We start from the raw sequence: 22,451 nt of genomic DNA, 5'->3' as shown, positions 1-22,451 counted from the left end.
TTTGATTTTTCCTCGATCCAAATTATCCTAAATTGACTCGACGCAACAGCATTGCGTTAATTGACACAACTACAGTAGAAACGCTCATGAAAATCGCACCCACAGCAGGTGAGAGCAAAATTCCAAAGGGTGCAGCAACTCCAGCCGCCAACGGAATACCAACGACGTTGTAACCTGTTGCCCAAAAAAGGTTTTGGGTCATCTTGTTGTAGGTTGCTTTTGCAAGTTTGAGCGCATAGGTTGCATCCAATGGATTGCTTTTGACTAGCACCAAATCGGCTGACTCGATCGCCACATTGGTTCCCGCCCCGATCGCAATCCCCAAATCGGATTCGGTCAACGCGGGAGCATCATTGATACCATCTCCCACAAAGGCGGTCGGTTTCTCCTGCTTCAACCGACGAATGATTGAGGCTTTGTCTTGGGGCAAAACACGGGCGTAATAGCGATCGATCCCCAAATCATCAGCAACAGTCTTAGCAACCGCTTCCGCATCTCCCGTAATCATCACCACCTCAACATTCATCTCCCGCAATTTCTCAACCGCCTCTCGTGCCTGTTCTCGCACCTGATCCGCTAGTCCGAATACCGCTAATACTTGACGCTCATTCATCAGGACGATCGCACTTTCACCACGAGATTCAGCCTGCTCCAAACCGTGTTGCAATGCTTCAGGAAACTGCACCTTGAGTTCTTTTGCCCACTCTGGTCGTCCAACTCGATAACGTTGACTGTTGACCTGCCCTTCCACACCACTTCCCGGAATTGCTTGGAAATCGGTTGCTTTTGTCAGTTGTAAGGAACGGTGATCAGCTTCTTTAACCATCGCTTGAGCCAGAGGATGTTCAGAAAGGGCTTCTAGGGCAGCCGCGATCGCCAGTGCCTCTGTTTCCTCAATACCATCCGCATAAATCCGCTGTACGCCAAATTGCCCTTCGGTCAAGGTTCCGGTTTTATCAAAGGCGATCGCTTGAATGTTTCTGGCTCGTTCAAACGCCTCTCGACTCCGGACTAAGATGCCGTGTTTCGCAGACATGGCAGTGGCGTTGACAATCACCAAAGGAATCGCTAAGCCCAAAGCATGAGGACAAGTAATCACCAGCACGGTCACTGCCCGATTAATCGCAAATGCCAAATCCGGTCCAACCGCTTGCCAAACAATGAAGGTAAGAGAGCCGACCGCGATCGCAATCATTGTTAACCAGTAGGCAAGTTGGTCTGCCAATGCTTGATAGCGACTTCTAGAGGATTGCGCTTCTTCCACCAAGCGCATAATCTGGCTAAGAGTGGTTTGGTCGCCTGTACGAGTGACTTTAACCGTCAACGCTCCCTCACCATTGACAGCACCCGCCACGACTTCATCCCCCATTTGCTTGACCACTGGACGAGATTCACCCGTTAGAAAAGCTTCATTCACGCTGGAAGTTCCCTCTGTAACCTCTCCATCGATCGGAACTTGTTCACCGGGACGAATCAGAATCAAATCTTCTTCTTTCAGCCCATTCACGGGCACATCCTCGGTTCGCCCGTTGACAAATTTGTGTGCCACAGAAGGCACCAAATCTGCCAGATGCTCTAATGCGCGGCTGGCTCCCTGCACCGATGCCATCTCAATCCAGTGCCCCAGCAACATGACAACTACCAGTGTTGCCAATTCCCAGTAAAAGGGTTCCCCTTTTAGCCCCAGAGAAACTGCCACACTATAAACAAACGCAACTGTGATTGCCAATGCAATCAGCGTCATCATGCCAATTTTGCTATGCAATTCACGCCACGCACCCCGTAGGAAGACCCAACCACCATAGAAGTAAATTACTGTTGCCAAAACTGGAGCAACCCACTCAGAACCCGGAAATTGAATCGTCTGATAGCCAAACCACTCTTGAAAGTGCGACGAGTAGTAGAGGACTGGCAGTGTCAGTAGCAAGCAGATAAAAAAACGTCGTTTGAAAATCTCTGGACTATGCCCTGCGTGTTTATCATGTCCAGAATGTCCGACATGGGTTGCATTATCAAGCTGCGCTGCATGATCAGCATGTCTGATGTGCGATCCAGGACTGGTGGAGTTTTCTGGGTCAGGATGCTCATAATGGTGATGCCGCATTGCTCAAATTTCCATTGAAGTGGACTTCGACCGCCATGCGGGTAGTTTGGCACACAGTTATGAAATCAAGATGAAATTTTGAGGCAATTACACATCTTTATAAGCATTCCGATACATCAATCAAAGTAAATACTGCTAGACAATACTTGCTATTCCTTGCTGGCTCTAGATTTAATTTGAAAAGTTATTTTAATTAACAATTAAAAGTCATTCATAAACTGAATTTTCATCAAGTTTTCATTTGCGTCTGACACGATAGTAAATATCAGATTAAAACTGATTAAATCTGAGAGTTTCATTCGGGAGAACCATCATGAAAAAGCTGATTTATACAGCTTCCTTTGCGCTGGCATTTTTTGCAGCTACTCCTGTCAATTTAGTAATGGCAAATCCTGCCATCGCCGATACCTGCCAGCAAGCAATCCGACCAGCAACGACTGGTGGAGCGATTCGAGAACAGTTAGAAGCGGCTGCAAAATGTAAGAATCAGTCATCCATCAATTCTCAAGCCACCAGCCAACAGTCAACACCAGTGACTAGAGCAAAGATAATCAACAATCCAGAACAGGTTCGCTCAAGCAGCAATCCTCCTACCCCAGATACCTGCTCATTATTCCGGGCAACAGGAACAACCGGAGGTTCTGTGCGAGAAGCTCTGGAAGCAATGGCTAAGTGCAGATCAGGGCGTTAACGCCCCACAAGAATGACTCATCAATCGATCCAAGGAGAACCGCCATGAAACGCTGCATCTATACCACTGCATTGTCTCTCGCATTTCTTGCAACAATTCCAATTGCTCAAGCAAGCGCAAACTCTGTAGAAACCTCAGGAGGGGCAGTTAGAACGCATCTAGAAGCTCAATCCAAACCAAAAAATCCATCATCTCCTGAAACACCAGTTCCAGCAAAACCATCTACCGATGAGGCACTTAATGAAAGGAACACCAAGTTAGAAAAAACCGATCAAGCAGAAAAGCCAAATTCAAAGTTGGATGATGCTTATCCGGCTTACTGCGAATCGCTGCTATCCTGGGTTAAACCCGGAGATTTTGAGTACAACGAAGCTTTGTATAAGTGTAAGTACGGCACCTGAATTTTCACCTGAGATTTTGCTAGTTGGTAAGCTCTTGCACAATAGGTGAAAAACTATCTATCAAACCTTTTTGTGATTTGTGCAAGAAGCTTGCCTCCAATTGAAGTCAATCCTATAAATTAATAAGACAAGGAATAAAATCATAATGTGGTTTGGCGTAATATAAGAGCCATGTGTCTGCAACAACTGTCTGCCACTTCTAAAACTCCTGAGAAGGTCAACCAACCAAAATAATCTCCCAACGCTTTCCAATCACCCCTCTACAGGATTAGATCGTCGTTAGTACCGCAATACAAATTTCATCTTGATTTCATTTTGGAGTGTCAAACTATGAAGTGAGGAGATGGGTAAAGTTTGCATGAAAATTTTGCTGGTGGAAGACGAGCCAGATTTAGGATCTGCCATTCATCGCGTGTTGCATCGGGAACGGTACATCGTGGACTGGGTACAGGATGGCACAGAGGCGTGGAATTATCTCGATCGCCCGCAAGTTGAGTACAAGTTAGCCATCCTGGATTGGATGGTGCCGGGAATCACAGGGATTGAACTCTGTCAGCGGTTGCGATCGCGTAACAATCCCTTGCCCATCCTGATGCTGACCGCTCGCGATCGCATGGAGGATAAAGTCGCCGGACTCGATGCCGGAGCCGATGATTACTTAGTTAAACCGTTTGGCATGGCAGAGTTACTGGCTCGGATTCGCGCCCTCCAACGACGATCACCTCAAATCCAGCCCCCACAATTGCAGATTGGCAATTTAATTCTCGACTATGGCACTCGCACGTTACTCAAGCAAACACCTCACCAAACCAGTCAAACCATTACGCTGACTGCCAAAGAATTTCAGACTCTGGAGTACCTGATGCAACATGCGGGTCAGATTGTCAGCAGTGAACAATTGATGAATCAACTGTGGGAATCGGTCGCAGAACCAACCAGTAACGCGGTTGCCGCCCAAATTCGCCTCCTGCGGCGTAAACTGGCAGAAACAGGGTACGAAGGACTAATCGAAACGGTTCACGGTATGGGCTACCGCTTTAACGTTCCAGATGCATCAAAATAAACTATTCAACCAAACCCGTGGACGACTGGCAGGCTGGTACGCGGCCGTCATGGGTGTGACTTTAAGCTTGAGCGGATTGACAACCTATCAAATGGTTGCTTATTCCCACTGGCACGCGGTGGAACAGGAGTTAGAGTCTGTTTCTGGAACCTTGCACGATAACTTGGAATCAAAGCTGAAACAACCTGGAAAACTTGAACCGAGTGTGGAGGCTGCTTTACCAGGTTTATGTTTAGCGAATCAAAATTGTTCCCAGCAAACAGGCAATGCTGGACGGCACGTTTTAGGAATTGTGCAACAAAACGGCTATTACTTACGCTTTTTAGACCAATCTGGGCAAGCGATCGCCCTGTTGGGGCAATTCCCTGATGAAACTTCGGCAGACATCCAAGAAGGTTGGAAGACCGTGAAAGACAGCGACGGCACCCGTTATCAGCAAATCTCCTTATTGCTCAAAACAGCAGATGGAACCCCGTGGGGATATATGCAAGTGGGGCGATCGCTCAAAGAATATGATGACCATCTCACCACGTTGTGGTGGTTGTTTTTGATTGGGCTGCCAGCAGGTATCGTTTTGGTAGGAGGAACGGGTTGGTGGTTGGCAGGGCTATCCATGAAGCCAATTTATCAATCCTACGAGCGAATGCAGCAATTTACAGCAGATGCTGCCCATGAATTACGCACCCCTGTAGCAGCCATTCGTGCAACCGTAGAAGCGGCACAAGATATACACCCACTCTCTGAAGCGGAAATCCAGGATACGCTAGCGGTCGTTGCCCGCCAAAACAAGCGATTGGCTCAATTAGTTCAAGATTTGCTGTTGCTCTCGCGAATGGATCAACAAACGGATTCGCTCAAGCACTCTGCCTGCTGCTTAAATGACCTTGTAGCTGATCTAGTTGAAGAATTGGTTGTGTTAGAAATTGCAGCACCTATTAAACTAACCCAGAAAATTTGCGTCAACAAGCCTTTGTGGGTGATGGGGGACGAAGCTCAGTTGAGCCGTTTAGTTTCAAACTTGATCACGAATGCGTTGCAATACACACCTGATGGAGGAGAAGTCACCGTTATTTTAGAGCGGGATGATCACCATGCTTTGATTCATGTTCAAGATACAGGAATTGGCATTGCTCCAGCAAATCAAACTCGAATTTTTGATCGATTCTACCGAGTTAACAGCGATCGCTCCCGACACACAGGTGGGAGCGGATTGGGGTTGGCGATTGCCAAGGCGATCGTCAAAACGCATAAAGGTAGCCTTGACGTTCAAAGTGAGTTAGGAAAAGGTAGCACGTTTATCATTCGCCTACCCTTGAAATCAAATGCCAATTCTTGAAAGTCAAACCCTCTGATTATCAATGTTATAAGTCAATTAGAGGCTTTGCTTTGTAGACCTTCAGGTGTAACTGGACTATTCCCAATATGCAGCTAATCCACAGTTAAAGGAGACGCTCGCATAACGACAGCCGAATGACTTCATTACGCGATCGCTCCTCAGCAAACACTTGAGCTTCTCTATGCAGCAGATCCCCTACTGAATCAACTGCAATGGAGCGCTGAAGTTGAGCAGACAGCGATCGTGAGGAAAGTAGTTTGTGGTTCAATAGCCTGATGGCAATTGAAATCCGCCAATGGTGGTATCAATTTGTTGGGCAATCGCCAGTAATTCCATCTCCCGCCAGCGTTTTCCAACAATCTGCATTCCAATTGGTAATTCGTTTTGCGTTTGCCCAATGGGAATCACCACGGTAGGATGCCCACTCAGATTAAAGGGCATGGTGTAAGCTCCGTTTGCCACTCCGTGTGGATAAGCTCTGCTGTCAATCTCGATCGCACTCCAAGCGGGACGATGGGTAAAGGCAGGGGTGGCAGCAACGGGAGTCAGCCAGACATCCCAAGAGTCTAATGCTGCATCCATTTGGGCAATAAAGCGATCGCGCTCGGTCAATGCTTCAAAGTAGCCCTTTAAGCTGGGATTCAGAAACTCAGGCAAATAGCGACTAAAGTTGCCTAACTGCCGTAGTTCAGGATCGCCCTGAGTGGCGGTACGAAAGAGTAAGGTCAGACTGCGACGGATGTTGTAGCGATCTTTGGGTTGGGCGTAGTTGTTGAGGAAGGCTGTCATGCGATTGTAGAGATTCAGCATCATCGACAAATCAAAGTCGGGCGGTAGCCAGCGATCGATCTTGGTTCCTGCTTGTTCTAGCGTGTGTCTCACCGTTTGCATAGCAGCGCAAGTTTCACGACTCACAGGCACTTCTTGCCATTGGTCAATCCAGGCAATCTTGAGATCCGGTAAAGATTTCTCGGACGGCACATCCAGCGGAATCGGCGGTACATCAGGACGACGCGGATCAGCACCTGCAATGAGGGAAAAGCAGAGGCGGATGTCTTCAAGCGATCGCGCTAAACAACCTGTGGTCATCATTTGCTGCAGACAGTGGGGCATTCCCGGTACTTCTGGAATTTGTCCAGCGGTGGAGACGCGATGATCGGTCGGTTTCAAGCCATATACACCACAGAAATGAGCGGGTTGCCGTATCGAACCTCCGAAATCATTACCCAGATCGAGCGGTGAGAGTCCGGCAGCAACGGCAGCGGCACTGCCCCCCGAACTGCCGCCTGCTGTGTAGTCCACATTCCAGGGATTATTCACTTGTGGAAACAGAGAATTGGTACTTTGATAATCACCTGCCAATTCTGCCATGTTGGTTTTGCCGATGATGATTGCTCCTACCGATGGCAACCTCGCAACAGCGGTGGCATCCTGCTGAGGCACGTAGTCTTTGAGGGGAATGTAGCCTGCGGTGGTGCGAAGTCCTGCTGTTTCAAAAATGTCTTTGATGGTGATGGGAACGCCATGCAACGCACCCCAGTTTTCTCCTTTGGCTAACGCTTCATCGGCTTGCTTGGCTTTGACACGAGCGTTGGCTTCGTCAAGAGTGCAGATGGCGTTCAGCTTGGTGTTGTGTTTAGCGATTTGATCCAAGTGAGCATCCAACACTTCAACTGATGAAATGGTGCGATCGCGGAGCATCTGGGCAAGTTCAACAGCAGAGGTAAACACAAGATTATTCATGACCCTCCCACTACTAAGAGTTGCAATCGTCTACCGAACTTAAAATAATCACTGATCTTGTTAAATTTCCTCAAAAAAAGTGATCAGGTTGCCATCTTCATCCACGACACCAAACTCACGAGTCCCCCAGGGCTTCTCCTGCAATGGCGCATTGGGGTGAATGACCCCCTTGAGTTGGTATTCAGCGTACAGCGTGCTGATTCCTGTCACCTTGACACGACATGCGGTGTTTTCAGCAACGTGTTTTTCAGAACATGCCCAAAAGTGAATTTGTACTGCATCTCGCTGAACGATACCGTAGACTGACGGCTCTTCATAAACTTTGGTAAAACCAAACACAGAACAATAGAACTGAATAGTTTTAGTGATATTTAGCGAAGCCAGGATTGGGACAGCTGAACTTAGCGTTGGGTCACTCATTTCACCTCGTATTCTGAATCCAACAGTAAAGTTAATCATACCCGGATAAAGTTAATATAGTTAACTAAATTCGCTTGAATTCATCATGAAAGACCTGAAACAAACCCTTCGCAACGAGTGCTATGGCAGGGATCTTGAACAACGCAAACACTGGTATTCGCCCGCAGCAGAGGCATACTATCAGGTTAGACCTCGCTACCCGCAGGTAATCATCGACCAAGTCGTGAACATCGCGCGACTTTCCACTGACTCGACAGTGCTGGAAGTTGGGTGTGGTCCGGCGATCGCGACCCCTGCATTCGCTGCTCTGGGTTGCAGCATGGTTTGCGTTGAACCGAATCCCGATTTTTATCGTCTGGCGCGGCAAACCTGTGAATCCTACCCAAAAGTGGAACTGCGAAATTGCTTGTTTGAAGAGTGGGAATTAGAACCTGGAAAATTCGATGCAGTATTAGCAGCGAGTTCATTTCATTGGATTTCGCCAGAAGTTGGTTACTCCAAAGCAGCGGCAGCATTGCATCCAGAGGGAGTGCTAATCTTGCTGTGGAATAAGGAACTTCAGCCCTGCCACGAGGTTTATCAGCAGCTAGCAAAGGTCTATCAAACTCATGCACCCACTCTCAACGGTGCTTATGAAGATAGTGCGACACAAGCAGCCATTCTCGACCAGTTGGGACAAATGGCGATCGAGTCTGGTTACTTCAAAAATATGGTATCTGGACAGACGAAGGTAGAAGTAACCTATTCCGTGGATCAATATCTGCTGCTGTTGAATACTTATTCGCCTCATCTGAAACTGGAACCACAGCAGAAGCAGCCATTATTTGAGGGATTACGACAGGTGCTGGAGCAGAATGGTGATACGGTTCAACTATCTTATGTCTCTGCTTTTCACATTGTTCGACCAAAGTAAATCTCTATGGGTCGTCCAACGAAGGAAAATTCATTGACTCGACAAGATGTGATTGCAGCGGCGATCGCCTGCCTTGACCAAGAAGGAGAATCGGCGCTGGGTGTGAATCGAGTAGCACGAGAATTGGGCATCAAACCACCTGCGATTTACAAGCATCTAGAGGGAAACACTGGGCTACGACGAGCCGTAGCTTTAACGATTTGGCGAAATTATTTAACCCAGTGTCGCCAGCAAACCACAGGCATTACGGAGCCGCAAGAATTATTCCGTGTCAGTGCTCGTGCCACTCGCAATTTTGCGCGATCGCATCCCGCCCAATACAGCGTCATGATGCATTACCAGATGCGACCGATTGATCCAGAAGAAGCTGAAATGATTCAAGACTCACTTCACTTATTTCAGAAATTTTTACAATTGTATGAATTAAGCGATGAGGCATTGATCGATGTGATGCGAATGGTTAATGCTGCGACTTATGGTTTTATTATGCGAGAGCAGTCAGAGTTGATGACGCTTGATCGTTCTGCTGATATCAGTTATGAAGTCATGCTGGATGCATTACTGGTGGCGATCGCACATATTCAAAATTCCTACAGTAGTTTTCAGTAGAGTGGACTTGGTCGTGGAATAGGCGGGCCACGGTGTTAGCCAATACGTCAGGTCGTGCCCCTATCCCTGCTCACATTGGGCTGAGAGGAACGTTGATGAAATTGGGGTTAGACGAGCTTGCTACAAATTCTTCCTAATCTAACTTATCGAGAGCGGTGAAGTTGATCAGCCAACAGAGCCTCGGTGATTTGCTCAAAGATTGTCTTAAACTGGTGTTTGGCGCGATCGAACTCTGGCACCTGCCAACTTGGTATAGAAGCGTCATCCAACTGTGTTGCATTTAGGTAAACCGGATAGCGAACTTCAATTTGCAGCGCCTCCACCTGTGGCACTTGTCCATAGTGCTGGGTGATGTAGCCGCCGCTGAACACCTTATTCCGAACGACTTGATAACCATTCGAGCAAAAGGCAGTCTCAACGATCGAAATGAAGCGCTCAGAACACGTACTACCATTCCCGTTGCCCAAGCAAATTTCGTCCTCGATCAACCCAAAGAAACTGTGTAAATCCAATAGATATACCTTGCCAAATTGTTCAATCTGTTCGTTCAGCAGGCGTTGAAGCTCCTGGTGATAGGGACGATAGTATTGCTCAACTCGCTGCTCAATTTCTTCTCTCAAAGGCAAAGTTCGATAAATCGATGTGTTGAATGCAGTCTTTTCAGCAATGACCGATTGCCAAAAATTACCGAAGAGTGGTTCTTGGAGCGATCGATTGAGGTCAACCACATAGCGACTATAGACAGCTTGCAAGACAGTTATACCCAGGTTGGGCAGGAAATCATAGAGCTTGTCGAGATGCCAATCTTGATTCGGTAGATAGTGCTGGCAAGAAGCTTGCAGGTTGTTAGCAATGTCCTTCGGTACAAGCAATCCACTATGAGGCAGACTCGCAATGACAGGAGTGGCTGAAGTGGTTGGCAAATGAAGGATAAAAGGGCTTGGCATTGCTGACTTATCAGAGAAAAAATTGCTCGAGCGTTGCACAGGGTAAGCTCAATACTACCTGGCTGACCATAAAAGTTAAGTTGTTGTGGCAGTCGCTCACAAGCTTTTCCATTTCCATCCTCATCCATTTGGGTTACTCATTTCCGTCTATTCCCCCCGCGATCGCTCTGCTCAAACCTCAGCTCTAGTAATATTTTGAGCGCTAAAAGTTAAATGATTGTGATTTGGGATGTAATTAGGGGAATCCTTCAAGGGGTAGGGGAATCCTTCAAGGGGAGAGTCGCATAAAAATACTCTTGCCTCAGTACAACCTTTCAAGGACGACATTGGAGGATAGGAAGTTTTGATAACTCCACTCAGGAAGCGTACACGTCATGGAGAGCCGTACACCCGTCTTCCCAGGATCGAGGCAAAAATTATTGAACTAGCGTCGCTCTCCCGCGATGAACTCGTCGCTCGTTGCACAATACGGCAGAAGAGTGATCCAGTCTATATTCCGAGCGAGTGCCTACTCTATTTCATCCGCGCGAATCGAGCGAACAAAGCAGACGTTCACTTTGAAACACTCTATAAACTTCTAGTCGAGCGCATCTTGCATAGCCTCCCCAGAGGAGAAAGTTCTGACGGTACGAAAACATTTCTGACCCCAAGCATGATCCGAGAGGAGGTAATCGGGCGGTTTGCAGAACTGCTTGCCATTGATCGCAGTGGTTACTCGGAACAACTCGATTTTTTTGAGGTGCGCTTCAATAAAGCATTGCAGACCATGCGTTTCGATGTCAAAGAGCAGGTCTGGCGGAGTCAGAATCACTTGACCACTCTCGACGACCAGGAGACAGGCGAGCCAACGGCTGAGGTGGAGCGTGCTGCTGGAGGCTTTGATCCATTCGATACGTCTAAATTCTCCAGTGAAGGTTACCGTTTTGCATTGAGGGAAGCGATTAATGCTTTACCACCGATTGAACGGAGGATCATCGTGATGCTTCAACTAGACTTTCCTATATACTCAACGAAACCTGATGTGATGACGATCGCAAAAGCGCTCGGCAAATCTGAGAAAACAATCCGAACTTATCGTGACAAAGCATATGCTGCTCTACGCACTGCCCTGACTGCAGGAGAAACGGTATGAAGTCTGCTGACTCCCAACCTTCCCGTGAAGAAGTATTGTACGCCTTCGCAATGGAACCAGATTCGGGGCGTGACATTCTTGAACAATACCTTCGAGACTTCCCAGAGTATGCGGCTGAACTGATCGACCTATCATACGAACTATCATGCGAAGTCCAGCAGAATGAGATGCCCCTATCAGCCGAAGATCAAGCATGGATTGACAAGGCATGGCAACGACATGTTGAAGCCGCGCCCACAGAAATGATGGACCCATTTGTAGCACTGACAACAACAGAGCAGCGACATCTCGCTCAGCGTCTTGACGTGCCGCGCCAGGTAATCACAGCCTTTCGTGAGCGCCGGGTTGAACTTACCTCCGTGCCATCCTTATTTCTAGACCGGTTGGCGGCTGAGATGAACAGCACGGTCGAGATACTCAGAACGGCTCTTGCACTTCCGCCAGAGCCAGGATTAACACGCAGTTATAAGGCAGACAGCAAACCCAAGGCTCCAACATCGGTAACGTTTGAGCAACTCCTGATCGAAGCCAATGTGCCTCCCGATAAACGAGCGTTGTTGATGACAGACGAAAGCTAAGATGGATGGAATCGAGCTTGCCCGCCAAATAGCCACTACCCTTCACACTGAGGCTGTTGCCAGAGGGAAAGACCCTCAGTACCCATATGCGTTTGTAGTAGCCGAGGCACTGCATCGGGACATAGACGTTGAGCCGACGACTCCCGGTGCCGCTGTGTTAGATGGCGGACGAGCAACCTTTATCCCCAATGATGCTCTTATTCTTCACGAGAACGCTGGGACGCTCTTTGAACAGGCTTTCCTGGTTGCCCATGAAATCGGTCATGTCGAACTTGGCGACGATCCTGATTCTGAGCCTGTACGCCACATTGATCCAACGCGGTCTTCTGAACCCTCTCCAATTGGAATTGATCGCGTTGTAGACTACAGCCCACGACAACGACGTGAGATTCAAATGGACTTGTTTGCCCGCGAATTTCTCATGCCGCGTTATGTGGTGCGAAAACTTCATGTTGAAGAGGGGCTTACGGCTTCCCAAATTGCGACAAGATTTGGCGCGCCCTTCGAGGTGGTAGCTCAGCAGCTATTGGATGCCTTGCTCTTGCCGCCAGTCACCTTGTTGCCGGAAGCTGAAAGGTCAGAGTGTCAGCTTAATCTGCTGCAAGTCAATGCCGTAAATCATCGAGGACGAGCCTACCTGCTTGAAGCGGGTCCTGGAACAGGGAAAACCCAGACACTGACTGCCCGTGTGGAGAGTTTGCTCACCGATGGGGTAGATCCGCGCCGTATTTTGCTGCTGACATTCTCAAACAAGGCAGCGGGGGAGATGGCTGCGCGCGTTGCGCTTAAGGATCGGGTTGCCGCTGGTGCAATGTGGATTGGAACGTTCCATGCCTTCGGGCTGGATTTAATTCGGCGCTTCCATGTTGAGTTGAGACTCCCGCAGAATCCTCAGTTGCTAGACCGCACTAATGCAATTGAACTCCTTGAGCAAGAGTTTCCCCGTCTAGATCTAGTGCATTATCGCAATCTCTACGATCCAACTCAAAACATCGCAGACATTCTGACAGCCATTTCTCGTGCTAAGGACGAAGTAGTCGATCAGCAAAGATATGCAGAACTAGCAGCGGCAATGCTTGAAACGGCTGCAACACCTGAAGAGCAACTGGCAGCAGAAAAGGCGATCGAGGTTGCACGGGTCTATCAGGCGTATGAAACTTTGAAGCAGCAAGCAGGCTGCATTGATTTCGGCGATTTGGTGTTGCTACCGGTGCTGCTGTTGGAGGGGAACGATACAATCCGAAGTCATCTCGGAAGCCAGTATGATCACGTGCTCGTGGATGAATATCAGGATGTCAATCGCAGTAGTATTCGCCTGCTCAAAGCTTTATGCGGTGATGGAGAGAACCTCTGGGCAGTAGGGGACGCAAAGCAGTCTATCTACCGATTTCGAGGAGCTTCCTCGTTCAATATGAACCGCTTTGGGAAAGAGGATTTCCCAGATGGTGAGCGCGGTCGGCTCGAGGAAAATTATCGCTCGGTCGAAGAGGTGGTAAATGCCTTCTCCACCTTTGCCAAAGGCATGGCTGTTAGCGATCGTACCAGCGGACTTGAATCTCAACGAGGTTCTTGTGGGTATGAACCGGAACTCTGCACAGTCGATCAATCCCACCAGCAAACAGTGGCACTTGCTGACACAATCCAGGCGATGCATGCTGAAGGTCATTCCTACCGCAACCAAGCTGTACTCTGTACTGGCAACGAAAAACTCTCGAAACTGGCTCAGGAGCTTGAGCGTTTGGGTGTGCCGGTTCTATTTTTGGGCAGCCTTTTTGAGCGGTCGGAAGTTAAAGATGCCTTTGCACTCCTATCGATGCTCACCGATCGACGTGGCACAGGACTCGTCCGTCTTGCCTGCTGGTCTGAATTTGCCATGCCCATATCTGATGTAGCAACAGTAATTGACCACCTCCGGTATAAAGAGAGTGAAGATGAGTGGCTACATGAACTGGCCGCCATTCCAAATCTGTCTGAGCAAGGTCGCACTGCTCTCACCAATATCGCCAGGACGCTAGATGGGTTTGATGAGCACTCATCGCCCTGGATGATTCTAGCCACTGTACTATTAGAACGAACCCGGATTGCAGCTAAAATTGCCGCTCAGAGCAACGCTTATGAGCGAGGTCGTGGCATTGCTCTCTGGCAGTTGATGAACTTTATCCGCGCTCAGCCCTCTAATCAGGGATTGCCAATCGCACAGCTACTGAATCGCGTTCGGCGTTTGGTGAGATTAGGCGATGATCGCGACCTGCGTCAACTGCCAGCAGCCGCTCAAAGCCTCGATGCAGTGCGATTAATGACGATTCACGGAGCTAAAGGACTGGAATTTACAGTGGTACATCTTCCAGGACTGAACGCAGGGACCCTACCGAGGGTTCCACCCGCCCCTCCATGCCCGCCCCCTGAAGGGATGGTGGAAGGAATCGCTGGTACGGCACGAGAAGTGTTTCGCGTTGTGCAGGAACTGGAGCAGGAATGCCTGTTTTATGTGGCACTTTCGCGTGCCCGCGATCGCCTCTTCCTTTACGCACCCACTAAGAAGTCCAACGGACACCGATGGAGTCTGTCCCCATTTCTGGATCGTTTAGGGCAGAACCTTAAGCGGAGGCATGTCACGCCTCAACGAGTTCTGCCGGAAGTGCTTGACGGGAATATCGAACTTGTTATCGAAGGCAGTCTACGACTCAGTGCATTGCAGATTTCCCAGTACGAGTCTTGCCCGCGCCGCTTCTTCTACACCCACGTGCTGCAACTGGGTGGTCGTCGAGTGGAGACAGCCTTTACGCAAACGCACGAGGCTGTGCGGGCAGTTACTCAAGCACTGATCACCCAGAATATAGCTGATGTTGATGATGCCTACCTTGAACAGCAGGTTGGGGAAGCGATGACTGGCTACGGACTGACAGATCACGGTTGCGCTGAGCAATTGAAGATCTTCGCGATCGACCTAGTTCGATTCTTTGTTGCCAGTCGTGCAGAATACATCCCAGAAGCACCAAACACTCTCAGTTTCACCATTGGCAATGAGGAAATTACCGTCCGACCTGACGATGTTTTGATCAGACCGGACGGCAAAAGGACGCTCAGGCGGATTCGGACAGGTCGGTTGAGATCGGCAGAGAGCAAGGAGGTTGGAACTGCCGCCTTCGTACTTGCTGCTCAACAGGCTTTCCCAGATGCCATTGTAGAATTTCTTTACCTCACGGATCAAACCGTGCAACCCGTTGCTCCATTGCAGAAGGATCTTGATAGTAAGCGCAAGAAACTGGCAGGTTTCGTCGAAGCCATTCGGCAAGGGAGCTTCCCAACCGAACCTTCAGCCCGTACCTGCCCCAGTTGCCCTGCCTTTTTTATCTGTGGTCCGACTCCAGCAGGAACGCTGCGAAAAAATTTTAGGACTGATTTACCGATTTGACAAAGCGACTCCGATTAACCCTTTAGAGCCAACTATCTTTAGGCTCTAAGGAGGAAAAATAAGGATGATGAACGGAGAAATCTCTGCTGGTAGTGATCGAGGAAATGTCCGCAGCTACCATATTCAGTTTGCTTTAGACAACCTAAACTTCCGCAGTATTGAGCTAGCAGATCCTGTGCCGTTGGGTCACCAAATTCTGACCGCTGCCGGACTCGACACGCGGAGCAATTACGGCTTATTCGCAATTTTGCCATCAGGCGACTTTGAGGATATTCGCCTTGACGAATCATTCGATTTGCGTGGACGCGGCGTTGAGCAATTTGTAGCTTTCCACAGCGATCGTGCCTTCAAGCTAACGCTCGACGACCGTCAAATTACCTGGGGCAAGCCTGCTATCAACGGTTCTGACCTCTACAAGCTTGCCAACGTTGGCGATGAACAAGCGGTATTTATTGAAGTTCGCGGTGGCGAAGACCGATTGATCACGCCACAAGAGGCGATCGACCTAACCGCGCCTGGTGTTGAACATTTCATTACCGCGCCCCGTCCGACGACTACGATCGAGATCATCATTAATGGTCGGTCACGGGCGGTATCGAGTTCGCAAGTGACATTTGAGGAGGTCGTGCAACTTGCCTTCCCCGGCTCGCACGATTCAAACACCGTGTTCTCCATCACCTACCGCAAGTCCGCTTCCGTGCCTTCTGAGGGGGAACTGGGTGCTGGTGGCGTTGTCAAAATTAAGCAAGGAACTATCTTCAATGTCACAAGAACTATTAAATCATAGTCCCGACCTCAAGCGCTTGCGCGAAGACGGCTATTACGTCCAGATCTTAGGTCTAGGCGCAGGTGCGCTCCTTCTCCTACGGGAGGTTCCTTACGTTAATGCCCAGCGCCAAGTGCGAACCGGAACGCTCATCTCCAGTTTGAACATGGCTGGAGATGTGACCCAATACGCTGGAGACCATGTGGTCTCCTTTGATGGTGAGTTCCCCTGCAAGGCTGATGGTATGCCAATCGACTCGATTAGACATTCAAGCAATCGCGTGGATCTTGGTCACGGCATCACGGCAGAACACTCCTTCTCAAGTAAACCACCCGACGGCTATAAGGACTACTACGACAAAATGACAACCTATGCGGCGATTCTCTCAGGTCCCGCAGCAGTCTTGCAGCCAGGTGCAAGCGCACGAAACTTTCGTGTACCTGATGAAGAGGAACACAGTGTCTTTAACTACTTAGAGACAGCGTCTGGTCGGGCAGGCATCGGTGCCCTGACCCAGCGCTTAGCGGCTGAGAAGGTAGGTCTCATTGGATTGGGTGGAACTGGATCGTATATCCTCGATTTTGTTGCTAAAACACCGGTGCAGGAGATTCACTTGTTTGACAACGACCCCTTCCTACAGCACAACGCTTTTCGTGCGCCTGGGGCACCGTCAATTGATGAGTTGCGGGAAGCCCCCAAGAAAGTTGATTATCTAGCAAACATCTACTCGAAGATGCACCGCAAAATTGTGCCTCATGCAGTCCGGATCGGTGCTGACAACCTCCACTTGCTTGAGGGCCTTAGCTTTGTATTCATCTGCATTGATGGCGGACTAGAGAAGCGGCTAATCGTTCAGAAGCTGGAGGCTCTGGGTGTGTCCTTTATTGATGTCGGCATGGGGCTTGAATTGAACGACGGGTCGCTGGGCGGTATTTTGCGGGTCACAGCAAGTACTCCGGACAAGCGAGAGCATGTCCATCAAGGTAAGATCGACTTCTCGGGTGGCGGTGAAGATGACCTCTACGCTTCCAACATTCAAGTTGCTGACCTGAATGCCTTGAACGCAGTAATGGCCGTCATCAAGTGGAAAAAGATTCGGGAATTCTATCGGGATCTAGAGCGAGAGCATCACTGCATGTATACGACCGATGGTAACCTCCTGACCAATTCTGAATTCTCATGATGCGCTATACCCGTCTTGAACATCGGTTCGTTGAAAATATTCCAGAATGCCTGACATCGAGCGTGCTTTATATTTCCATGGAGTACGCCACAGCCGTCCATTGCTGTTGCTGCGGTTGTGGTGAAGAGGTGGTCACGCCCTTCACGCCGACTGACTGGAAGATGACGTTTGACGGAGAGACAGTTTCATTGTCGCCGTCGATCGGAAACTGGAATTTTGCCTGCCGCTCCCACTACTTCGTTCAAAATGGGCGCGTGATTGAAGCTGCAACCTGGACGGACGAGCAGGTTAAGACCGAACGTCATAGAGATAAAGCTGCAAAGGCGATCTACTATGACGCACATGAGCGATCCGCTGCCGTCCAATCCTCTACTGATAAATCACACCAAACAAAGATATCGAAGATTCATTCACCATTAAAGCGGCTGCTGTTGCTCATCCAGCGATGCTTTAGGTTCGTGAAACAGTTTTTCTAACTGCCGCTTCTTCTGCGCTGTTTCAACTTGAAACTTCATTTTCTTTGCAAGCTTTACAGTTATTTTAATGGTTATATTGAGGAACATTTCTACTGTTTACTCACAATCTCTCCCTGCAATAAAACTAATTAATACCACTGGGTATTCAGCAAGATAATCTCAGGCAGAAAGCGCTGCCATTTGAACCGGGTCTGGGATGCCATTTAGTTAATAATAAAGAAACCAATCTCTCCGCTCTACCATTTTTGTGCCACAGCCCTCAAATCATGAGACAGGTTTGAACTCAGCCCAGTCGTAAGGCTTCAACCTGTGCCTCGGTTAAGTTCAAGACCTGAGCCACCTGCGCTAAATCCATTCCTGTTGCTAACAAATTTCGCGTCGCTTGCAGCAGTTGCGTCTGTGCTTGTTCCTTCGCCTGTCGTTCTTGTTCCAATTGCTGTTGAGCTAGTTCGGTATCCGTCAGCAACCAGTTGTCCTGGCGATCCGGTACGGATCCGCTTTGCGGCGCACACCAGCGCAACCAGCTCGCCGTCACGCCTTCAAATTCTCCCTGCCACACCCCCAAGCCAATCTCTAGCTCATCTAGCCACACTAACGGATTTTCTGCATTAAGGGATTGCTCTTGATACTGCCCACCTTCTAACTTGAAGTAACGTAAACGCCCCGTGTAGCGGCTGTAGACCAAATAGTGCGACACTCGCAAATACCGTTCATATACCTCAAATTTCCCTGGAGGCATCGCTTTGACGGGCGTTTCACCAGACTCTACAGGAGAGGGAGGTGTTGAGACGATCGCATCCGCCCCCACAACTGTCGCGCTCTCATTATAGAAGCGTCCCAAATCTTCCGCTTCGGTTCCTGGCGACAAAAACTCTACCACCACATCCGGCAGTTTCCCTTCCTGCCAGAGCACATAGCTACGTCGCAAATCTCGCTGCTCATACAGACGCGGCACATCCACCACCAAAAACCAGTCAGGACGTTTATGCCACATCGGTTGGCGCACATGATAGTAAATGTTGAGATCCGATGCCGTAAAGTAATTGTCCCGACTGTACCCGGTCAAGCTGAGGGTGCGGCTCAACAACTGCGGTTGCAGATCGTGAAACTCATCAGGCAAACCAGGCTCAAACACATTCTCCCCGGCAGCAAAGCTGCGACAAAGAGAATGTGTTTGCTCCGGATCTTCGCTGGGCAGATCATACATCGTGGGTAGCACCTCTTTGGGCGATCGCGGCGGATCACCCTGCTCGATATGGATTGCACTACCAGTCACGATGCGTTTGCCAGCCGTTGGAACCGTTGCCACCTCATGCCCAGGTGTTCTCAAGTCTAATTTTATCGCGCTCACAATAGTTAGTTGATAAACACCGACCCATTACCCATTCAACGATTCCCATGCCACGACTCGCACCTCCGACAACCGATAAAAGTCCGCTTCTGGCTGCACCAACCCATACTCGCTGTTTCCCAGAAGCAATGCTAACCACACCTCAACCAACGATAATCCAGTTGCCCCAACCAATTCCAATAACGGCATCCCTTGCCCACAGGATTGCGATCGTAAATAATGGCACACGGTGGTAGACCAGCCCTGAATATCCTCATCATGAGCCAACCTTTCAACCTGCTGCCGCACTTCTTCTGGAGTTAACACGAGAAGCTCTGACAAGTTATCCTCTGGTAATAAAGACTCAACCTCTTCAGCAGCAGTCTCCGTCGAAGGTGAAGCAGATTTACGGTATTCTGGGTAAGGTGAATACTCCGGTGGCAGCACAAACTCATCCGCATCCACACTCGTGGTCTTGATGGTCAACCCATCTAAAAACTCTGCTAACTCCTCGTCCCAGCTTGGCTCTATCGGGTTATACCGCTGCTCCCAAGCTTCCACAAACTGATTGGTGCGCTGCCACAAGGTCTCGGATAATCGCACCAAAATCTCCCCAGCCAGTTCCATCTGTTCTGCCAATGGCAACGGTTCAACCACCAACGCCAAGGTGTCACAAGTATGCTGAATGTGCTGACGATCAGCCGTCAGAGGAAACTGATAGCCCGTATTGCACGATCGCCACAGTTCCAACTCTAGCTGCTCAATTTGTTCGCTTGGAGATAACGAATTCTCCCACTCATTCAGAATCATGCATATCTCCTGTCGCAGAAATGGGCAACGCATCACTTAACAACTGCCGTGCATCTACCGGACGCGACCGCAAGGGACAATCGAACGCCGGACATTGGGAAGCCGAAAGTTCCCGCTTAAACGCAAAGCCTACCAACTTCATCCCAAATTTTCGCTCAGCCGTCTCCGAAAATCCTTGCAGCAGTTGAGCCACCAGCGTCTTTACCTGAGTCGGCGTGTTCCCTAGCAGATGCACCGGACCAAACACTGAAATCCGCTGGTCGTTCGCCCACAGTTCTCCACCCAGCGCATGGATGCGGTCATTGTCCTGATAGCGATACCAGTGAAGCACCGCATAGGGAGCCGCTGGCACTGATAGGACTAACTCCTCCGATTCAACATTAGTTACCGCTGGTGTAGCCATCGCTACAGGCGAGATCGCTCCTCCTTGCTTGCGTTCCTGGTGCCGCTGTCGCCGTCGCTGATTCCGTTCCGCCCGATTTCGGTAGCTATAGCGGCGATCGGGACAGCGCGTCTCCGTCCAACAACCATCTCCATTTGCCCCATGCAACTCCCGTGCCTCCTCCGTGGAAAGCTTGGCACACAGTCGGCATTTGTCGTTCTGAGTTCGCGGCATAGCCAGTAACTAAAGGAGCGATCGCCCAATTCCCCAACCCTCTAAATCAACCCTAGCGGGAAATTCAGCTTCCTATTTAGGATACCAGACACAAAGAATTTCTGAATATAGTCTGATATAGTCCGATGTAAGATAAGGCAAATTATCTTACGTTCTACCCCTCGCTTTTTCACTTAATGGTTTCAAAGTACGTGACTTTATTCGTAAGTTGACCAATTGGACAGGTTTTACCGACCGGAACGTAGGGGGAGTTGATGGGCCAAGACTACTAGGGTTAGTTCAGCCCATTCAGCCCTTAAGCGAACGCTCGGCTACGATCAAGTCGTCCTTTCAGCCTGTTGTTAATCAGTTTACGAGCAGCATTACCGGTTCTACGATTGTGTTGTGGTTGGTTCTAGCTTTTAATTAGAGATTAAAGCTAGAACTTTATGACCCTATGCCCAGGAAAAAATGCGGCTTCGGCTTTAATTGCGGAGCCATGCTCATGCAACCAGGTATCGACCCTGGTGATTGTCCAAACTATCGCACCTGTGGGTCTGCAACTGAGTTAACCCCAGAGGAGCAAGTAGAACTCGTCCGGGTTTGAGAAGTTCAACGTCAACAGGCGGAGGAGGCGCAAGAACAGGCAAGACAGGAGTGGGAACGGGTTCAGGAGCAATTTCGAGTTACTCGACGCGAAGCTGCCGTCGTGATGTTGACAATGCGAGGCTGTCCTCAAACCCCCGAAAGTTTGGGTGTAACCGCACCTTTGGAGGCGATCGCCATTCACTTGGAGACCGTGCGATCTCACCTGTCCCAGTTTGAGGGGTCTTACATCGCGCCGGAGGGATGTGAGGCCCACCGCTACAATGTGAAACGACCCGGAGGCATCTACTGGTACAACAAACTGACCGCAGTGGAAGCCCTTTTTGAGCCGGTGGTGAAAGAGGAGAAAGTACGGGTGATTCACTTGAGCTATGACGATGACCCGCGAAACAGGGAAGGGCGGTTAGGAATTGAACACCGGAATCGATTGACCCAGATCCGAACTCAGCTACAGATGGCAGAAGCGGCGTTGGAACGAGCGGCAGCACTGGCTACTGCGCCACTAGAGGATGAAAGGGTAGGTTCTAGCTCTTGATTCTTGAAATTAGCTAGAACCTAAACCTTGATCAACAACGAGCGGAAGCTGCGGAACAGAGAGCCGCTAGATAGCAGCGTGTTTAAGGGAATTTGGGGTTGATCCAGATTTGGTTTACGTTTGATGCCTACTGAATTTGAACGTTGTCATCCAAGCCAAGCTCTTGCAGTGCAACTTTAGTTTCTTGCAGCTTTTGCTCAGACACCTCTCCGTTTGCCGAGAACTCGACTTTGAGGGTTAGTGACAAGCCTGGATCGGCAGCAAAGCGAGATAACACACGGGAGTAAAAGTTCATCCACTTTTGAGTTGGAATTTCTCCACTCCAATTTAGATGAGTCGGGACAGCGAGTGAAGGGGTGTCTGTTAGATCGGCGCTAGTATCTGTGGTTGTCCCTGTGCTGTAGCTGCCCTCTCTATCCTTGACAGCCGTTGCAATAATACTAAAAGTTGCGATCGCGGTGATGCTGTCTATTGTTGCTGTAACGGTAAAATTGCCAATATCTGAACCTGCCTGGAGTACTCCGTCTGAGGCGATGCTGCCGCCTGTTGCATTCCATTCAGGAGCAGAGACTGCCCATTCGTTCCCATATTGGTCTAGCTCTTTAGCGGTGAAGGCTTGCTTGATTCCAGGTTCAAGTTGGGCGTGTTGGGGAGAAATCATGAGTTGGGCAAGGCGTGGTGGATCAGCAATTTGTTGTTTTTGTTTCACCACTGAGGCGACGGATGGACTTCGGTGGCGAGTTCAGTCAGGTTACGAGTCAGGTAAGTGCGCTCAAAGAAGCGATCGGGTTTCTGATA

Annotated in this window: 22 protein-coding genes; 13 read left to right on the top strand and 9 right to left on the bottom strand. The window is 49.4% G+C overall.

Annotated elements, in window-relative coordinates; all coding sequences use genetic code 11:
* Positions 1 to 22: 22 nt before the first annotated feature.
* Positions 23 to 2,104: a heavy metal translocating P-type ATPase gene (locus AC1S52_RS04050; RefSeq protein ID WP_482027755.1), complete on the bottom strand. Its 2,082-nt coding sequence runs from the start codon at positions 2,102 to 2,104 to the stop codon at positions 23 to 25.
* A 313-nt stretch (positions 2,105 to 2,417) separates the two neighbouring features.
* On the opposite strand from AC1S52_RS04050, the gene AC1S52_RS04045 reads away from it, so the two are divergent.
* The 4 genes from AC1S52_RS04045 to rppB all read left to right on the top strand — a co-directional run bounded on the left by AC1S52_RS04045 (position 2,418) and on the right by rppB (position 5,595).
* Positions 2,418 to 2,795, top strand: coding sequence for a hypothetical protein (locus AC1S52_RS04045; protein WP_482027754.1), 378 nt, complete (start codon positions 2,418 to 2,420; stop codon positions 2,793 to 2,795).
* Positions 2,796 to 2,839: 44 nt separating this feature from the next.
* A complete protein-coding gene (locus tag AC1S52_RS04040) occupies positions 2,840 to 3,196 on the top strand; it encodes a hypothetical protein (protein WP_482027753.1) in 357 nt (118 codons plus the stop codon).
* A gap of 358 nt (positions 3,197 to 3,554) precedes the next feature.
* The gene (gene rppA / locus AC1S52_RS04035) at positions 3,555 to 4,259 is read left to right on the top strand and encodes a two-component system response regulator RppA (RefSeq protein ID WP_482027752.1); all 705 of its coding nucleotides are present in this window, start codon (positions 3,555 to 3,557) and stop codon (positions 4,257 to 4,259) included.
* Positions 4,246 to 5,595 (top strand): two-component system sensor histidine kinase RppB, encoded by a 1,350-nt coding sequence (gene rppB / locus AC1S52_RS04030; protein WP_482027751.1) that lies wholly within the window; start codon positions 4,246 to 4,248, stop codon positions 5,593 to 5,595. The genes rppA and rppB overlap by 14 nt, the downstream gene beginning before the upstream one ends.
* A gap of 103 nt (positions 5,596 to 5,698) precedes the next feature.
* Here rppB and AC1S52_RS04025 read toward each other — a convergent pair whose 3' ends face one another.
* The 3 genes from AC1S52_RS04025 to AC1S52_RS04015 are packed head-to-tail and all read right to left on the bottom strand — an operon-like array spanning position 5,699 to position 7,758.
* Positions 5,699 to 5,863, bottom strand: a complete 165-nt coding sequence (locus tag AC1S52_RS04025) for a hypothetical protein (protein ID WP_482027750.1) — start codon at positions 5,861 to 5,863, stop codon at positions 5,699 to 5,701.
* Positions 5,860 to 7,338 (bottom strand): amidase, encoded by a 1,479-nt coding sequence (locus AC1S52_RS04020; protein WP_482027749.1) that lies wholly within the window; start codon positions 7,336 to 7,338, stop codon positions 5,860 to 5,862. The genes AC1S52_RS04025 and AC1S52_RS04020 overlap by 4 nt, the downstream gene beginning before the upstream one ends.
* 60 nt (positions 7,339 to 7,398) lie before the next feature.
* Positions 7,399 to 7,758: a bleomycin resistance protein gene (locus AC1S52_RS04015; protein WP_482027748.1), complete on the bottom strand. Its 360-nt coding sequence runs from the start codon at positions 7,756 to 7,758 to the stop codon at positions 7,399 to 7,401.
* Between the two features lie 85 nt (positions 7,759 to 7,843).
* Here AC1S52_RS04015 and AC1S52_RS04010 point away from each other — a divergent pair, with 85 nt between their 5' ends.
* Both AC1S52_RS04010 and AC1S52_RS04005 read left to right on the top strand, forming a co-directional pair.
* Entirely contained in the window at positions 7,844 to 8,671 is an 828-nt protein-coding gene (locus AC1S52_RS04010; RefSeq protein WP_482027747.1) for a class I SAM-dependent methyltransferase, read from the top strand.
* Positions 8,672 to 8,677: 6 nt separating this feature from the next.
* Complete coding sequence (locus AC1S52_RS04005; protein ID WP_482027746.1) at positions 8,678 to 9,280, top strand: TetR/AcrR family transcriptional regulator; 603 nt, start codon at positions 8,678 to 8,680, stop codon at positions 9,278 to 9,280.
* A gap of 143 nt (positions 9,281 to 9,423) precedes the next feature.
* Here the strand turns inward: AC1S52_RS04005 and AC1S52_RS04000 are convergent, their stop codons facing one another.
* Positions 9,424 to 10,227, bottom strand: coding sequence for an N-formylglutamate amidohydrolase (locus tag AC1S52_RS04000; RefSeq protein WP_482027745.1), 804 nt, complete (start codon positions 10,225 to 10,227; stop codon positions 9,424 to 9,426).
* A gap of 343 nt (positions 10,228 to 10,570) precedes the next feature.
* Between AC1S52_RS04000 and AC1S52_RS03995 the strand changes: the two genes are divergently transcribed.
* The 6 genes from AC1S52_RS03995 to AC1S52_RS03970 all read left to right on the top strand — a co-directional run bounded on the left by AC1S52_RS03995 (position 10,571) and on the right by AC1S52_RS03970 (position 17,777).
* On the top strand, positions 10,571 to 11,359 hold the full coding sequence (locus AC1S52_RS03995) for an RNA polymerase sigma factor (RefSeq protein WP_482027744.1): 789 nt from the start codon (positions 10,571 to 10,573) through the stop codon (positions 11,357 to 11,359).
* Positions 11,356 to 11,937, top strand: coding sequence for a hypothetical protein (locus AC1S52_RS03990; RefSeq protein ID WP_482027743.1), 582 nt, complete (start codon positions 11,356 to 11,358; stop codon positions 11,935 to 11,937). Before AC1S52_RS03995 ends, AC1S52_RS03990 begins: the two co-directional genes overlap by 4 nt.
* Position 11,938: 1 nt before the next feature.
* Positions 11,939 to 15,352: a UvrD-helicase domain-containing protein gene (locus AC1S52_RS03985; protein ID WP_482027742.1), complete on the top strand. Its 3,414-nt coding sequence runs from the start codon at positions 11,939 to 11,941 to the stop codon at positions 15,350 to 15,352.
* A gap of 64 nt (positions 15,353 to 15,416) precedes the next feature.
* Positions 15,417 to 16,139, top strand: a complete 723-nt coding sequence (locus AC1S52_RS03980; RefSeq protein WP_482027741.1) for a multiubiquitin domain-containing protein — start codon at positions 15,417 to 15,419, stop codon at positions 16,137 to 16,139.
* Positions 16,114 to 17,301, top strand: a complete 1,188-nt coding sequence (locus AC1S52_RS03975) for a ThiF family adenylyltransferase (protein ID WP_482027740.1) — start codon at positions 16,114 to 16,116, stop codon at positions 17,299 to 17,301. Before AC1S52_RS03980 ends, AC1S52_RS03975 begins: the two co-directional genes overlap by 26 nt.
* Positions 17,298 to 17,777 (top strand): ubiquitination-like system serine protease family protein, encoded by a 480-nt coding sequence (locus AC1S52_RS03970; RefSeq protein ID WP_482027739.1) that lies wholly within the window; start codon positions 17,298 to 17,300, stop codon positions 17,775 to 17,777. The genes AC1S52_RS03975 and AC1S52_RS03970 overlap by 4 nt, the downstream gene beginning before the upstream one ends.
* Positions 17,778 to 18,060: 283 nt before the next feature.
* Here the strand turns inward: AC1S52_RS03970 and AC1S52_RS03965 are convergent, their stop codons facing one another.
* Genes AC1S52_RS03965 through AC1S52_RS03955 form a run of 3 tightly spaced genes read right to left on the bottom strand, consistent with a single transcriptional unit; the run spans position 18,061 to position 20,533 of the window.
* Positions 18,061 to 19,128, bottom strand: coding sequence for a Uma2 family endonuclease (locus AC1S52_RS03965; RefSeq protein ID WP_482027738.1), 1,068 nt, complete (start codon positions 19,126 to 19,128; stop codon positions 18,061 to 18,063).
* A 27-nt stretch (positions 19,129 to 19,155) separates the two neighbouring features.
* Complete coding sequence (locus AC1S52_RS03960) at positions 19,156 to 19,917, bottom strand: hypothetical protein (protein WP_482027737.1); 762 nt, start codon at positions 19,915 to 19,917, stop codon at positions 19,156 to 19,158.
* Complete coding sequence (locus tag AC1S52_RS03955; RefSeq protein WP_482027736.1) at positions 19,904 to 20,533, bottom strand: hypothetical protein; 630 nt, start codon at positions 20,531 to 20,533, stop codon at positions 19,904 to 19,906. Before AC1S52_RS03955 ends, AC1S52_RS03960 begins: the two co-directional genes overlap by 14 nt.
* A 691-nt stretch (positions 20,534 to 21,224) precedes the next feature.
* Between AC1S52_RS03955 and AC1S52_RS03950 the strand changes: the two genes are divergently transcribed.
* Positions 21,225 to 21,653: a hypothetical protein gene (locus tag AC1S52_RS03950; RefSeq protein ID WP_482027735.1), complete on the top strand. Its 429-nt coding sequence runs from the start codon at positions 21,225 to 21,227 to the stop codon at positions 21,651 to 21,653.
* 127 nt (positions 21,654 to 21,780) lie between these two features.
* Here AC1S52_RS03950 and AC1S52_RS03945 read toward each other — a convergent pair whose 3' ends face one another.
* The gene (locus tag AC1S52_RS03945) at positions 21,781 to 22,365 is read right to left on the bottom strand and encodes a hypothetical protein (RefSeq protein ID WP_482027734.1); all 585 of its coding nucleotides are present in this window, start codon (positions 22,363 to 22,365) and stop codon (positions 21,781 to 21,783) included.
* Positions 22,366 to 22,451 lie beyond the last annotated feature (86 nt).

The organism is Kovacikia sp. CALU 1929, from assembly GCF_056784235.1.
The sequence above is the reverse complement of the archived record's forward strand: the minus strand, read 5'-3'. Positions and strand labels throughout refer to the sequence as shown.

Coding starts and splice junctions, on each gene's coding strand:
- AC1S52_RS03950 (WP_482027735.1), top strand. CDS start 21,225: ATGTTGACAATGCGAGGCTGTCCTCAAACCCCCGAAAGTTTGGGTGTA.
- AC1S52_RS04045 (WP_482027754.1), top strand. CDS start 2,418: ATGAAAAAGCTGATTTATACAGCTTCCTTTGCGCTGGCATTTTTTGCA.
- AC1S52_RS04020 (WP_482027749.1), bottom strand. CDS start 7,338: ATGAATAATCTTGTGTTTACCTCTGCTGTTGAACTTGCCCAGATGCTC.
- rppA (WP_482027752.1), top strand. CDS start 3,555: ATGAAAATTTTGCTGGTGGAAGACGAGCCAGATTTAGGATCTGCCATT.
- AC1S52_RS04000 (WP_482027745.1), bottom strand. CDS start 10,227: ATGCCAAGCCCTTTTATCCTTCATTTGCCAACCACTTCAGCCACTCCT.
- AC1S52_RS04015 (WP_482027748.1), bottom strand. CDS start 7,758: ATGAGTGACCCAACGCTAAGTTCAGCTGTCCCAATCCTGGCTTCGCTA.
- AC1S52_RS03955 (WP_482027736.1), bottom strand. CDS start 20,533: ATGCCGCGAACTCAGAACGACAAATGCCGACTGTGTGCCAAGCTTTCC.
- AC1S52_RS03960 (WP_482027737.1), bottom strand. CDS start 19,917: ATGATTCTGAATGAGTGGGAGAATTCGTTATCTCCAAGCGAACAAATT.
- AC1S52_RS04010 (WP_482027747.1), top strand. CDS start 7,844: ATGAAAGACCTGAAACAAACCCTTCGCAACGAGTGCTATGGCAGGGAT.
- AC1S52_RS03990 (WP_482027743.1), top strand. CDS start 11,356: ATGAAGTCTGCTGACTCCCAACCTTCCCGTGAAGAAGTATTGTACGCC.
- AC1S52_RS03985 (WP_482027742.1), top strand. CDS start 11,939: ATGGATGGAATCGAGCTTGCCCGCCAAATAGCCACTACCCTTCACACT.
- AC1S52_RS03975 (WP_482027740.1), top strand. CDS start 16,114: ATGTCACAAGAACTATTAAATCATAGTCCCGACCTCAAGCGCTTGCGC.
- rppB (WP_482027751.1), top strand. CDS start 4,246: ATGCATCAAAATAAACTATTCAACCAAACCCGTGGACGACTGGCAGGC.
- AC1S52_RS03980 (WP_482027741.1), top strand. CDS start 15,417: ATGATGAACGGAGAAATCTCTGCTGGTAGTGATCGAGGAAATGTCCGC.
- AC1S52_RS04040 (WP_482027753.1), top strand. CDS start 2,840: ATGAAACGCTGCATCTATACCACTGCATTGTCTCTCGCATTTCTTGCA.
- AC1S52_RS03970 (WP_482027739.1), top strand. CDS start 17,298: ATGATGCGCTATACCCGTCTTGAACATCGGTTCGTTGAAAATATTCCA.
- AC1S52_RS04050 (WP_482027755.1), bottom strand. CDS start 2,104: ATGCGGCATCACCATTATGAGCATCCTGACCCAGAAAACTCCACCAGT.
- AC1S52_RS04005 (WP_482027746.1), top strand. CDS start 8,678: ATGGGTCGTCCAACGAAGGAAAATTCATTGACTCGACAAGATGTGATT.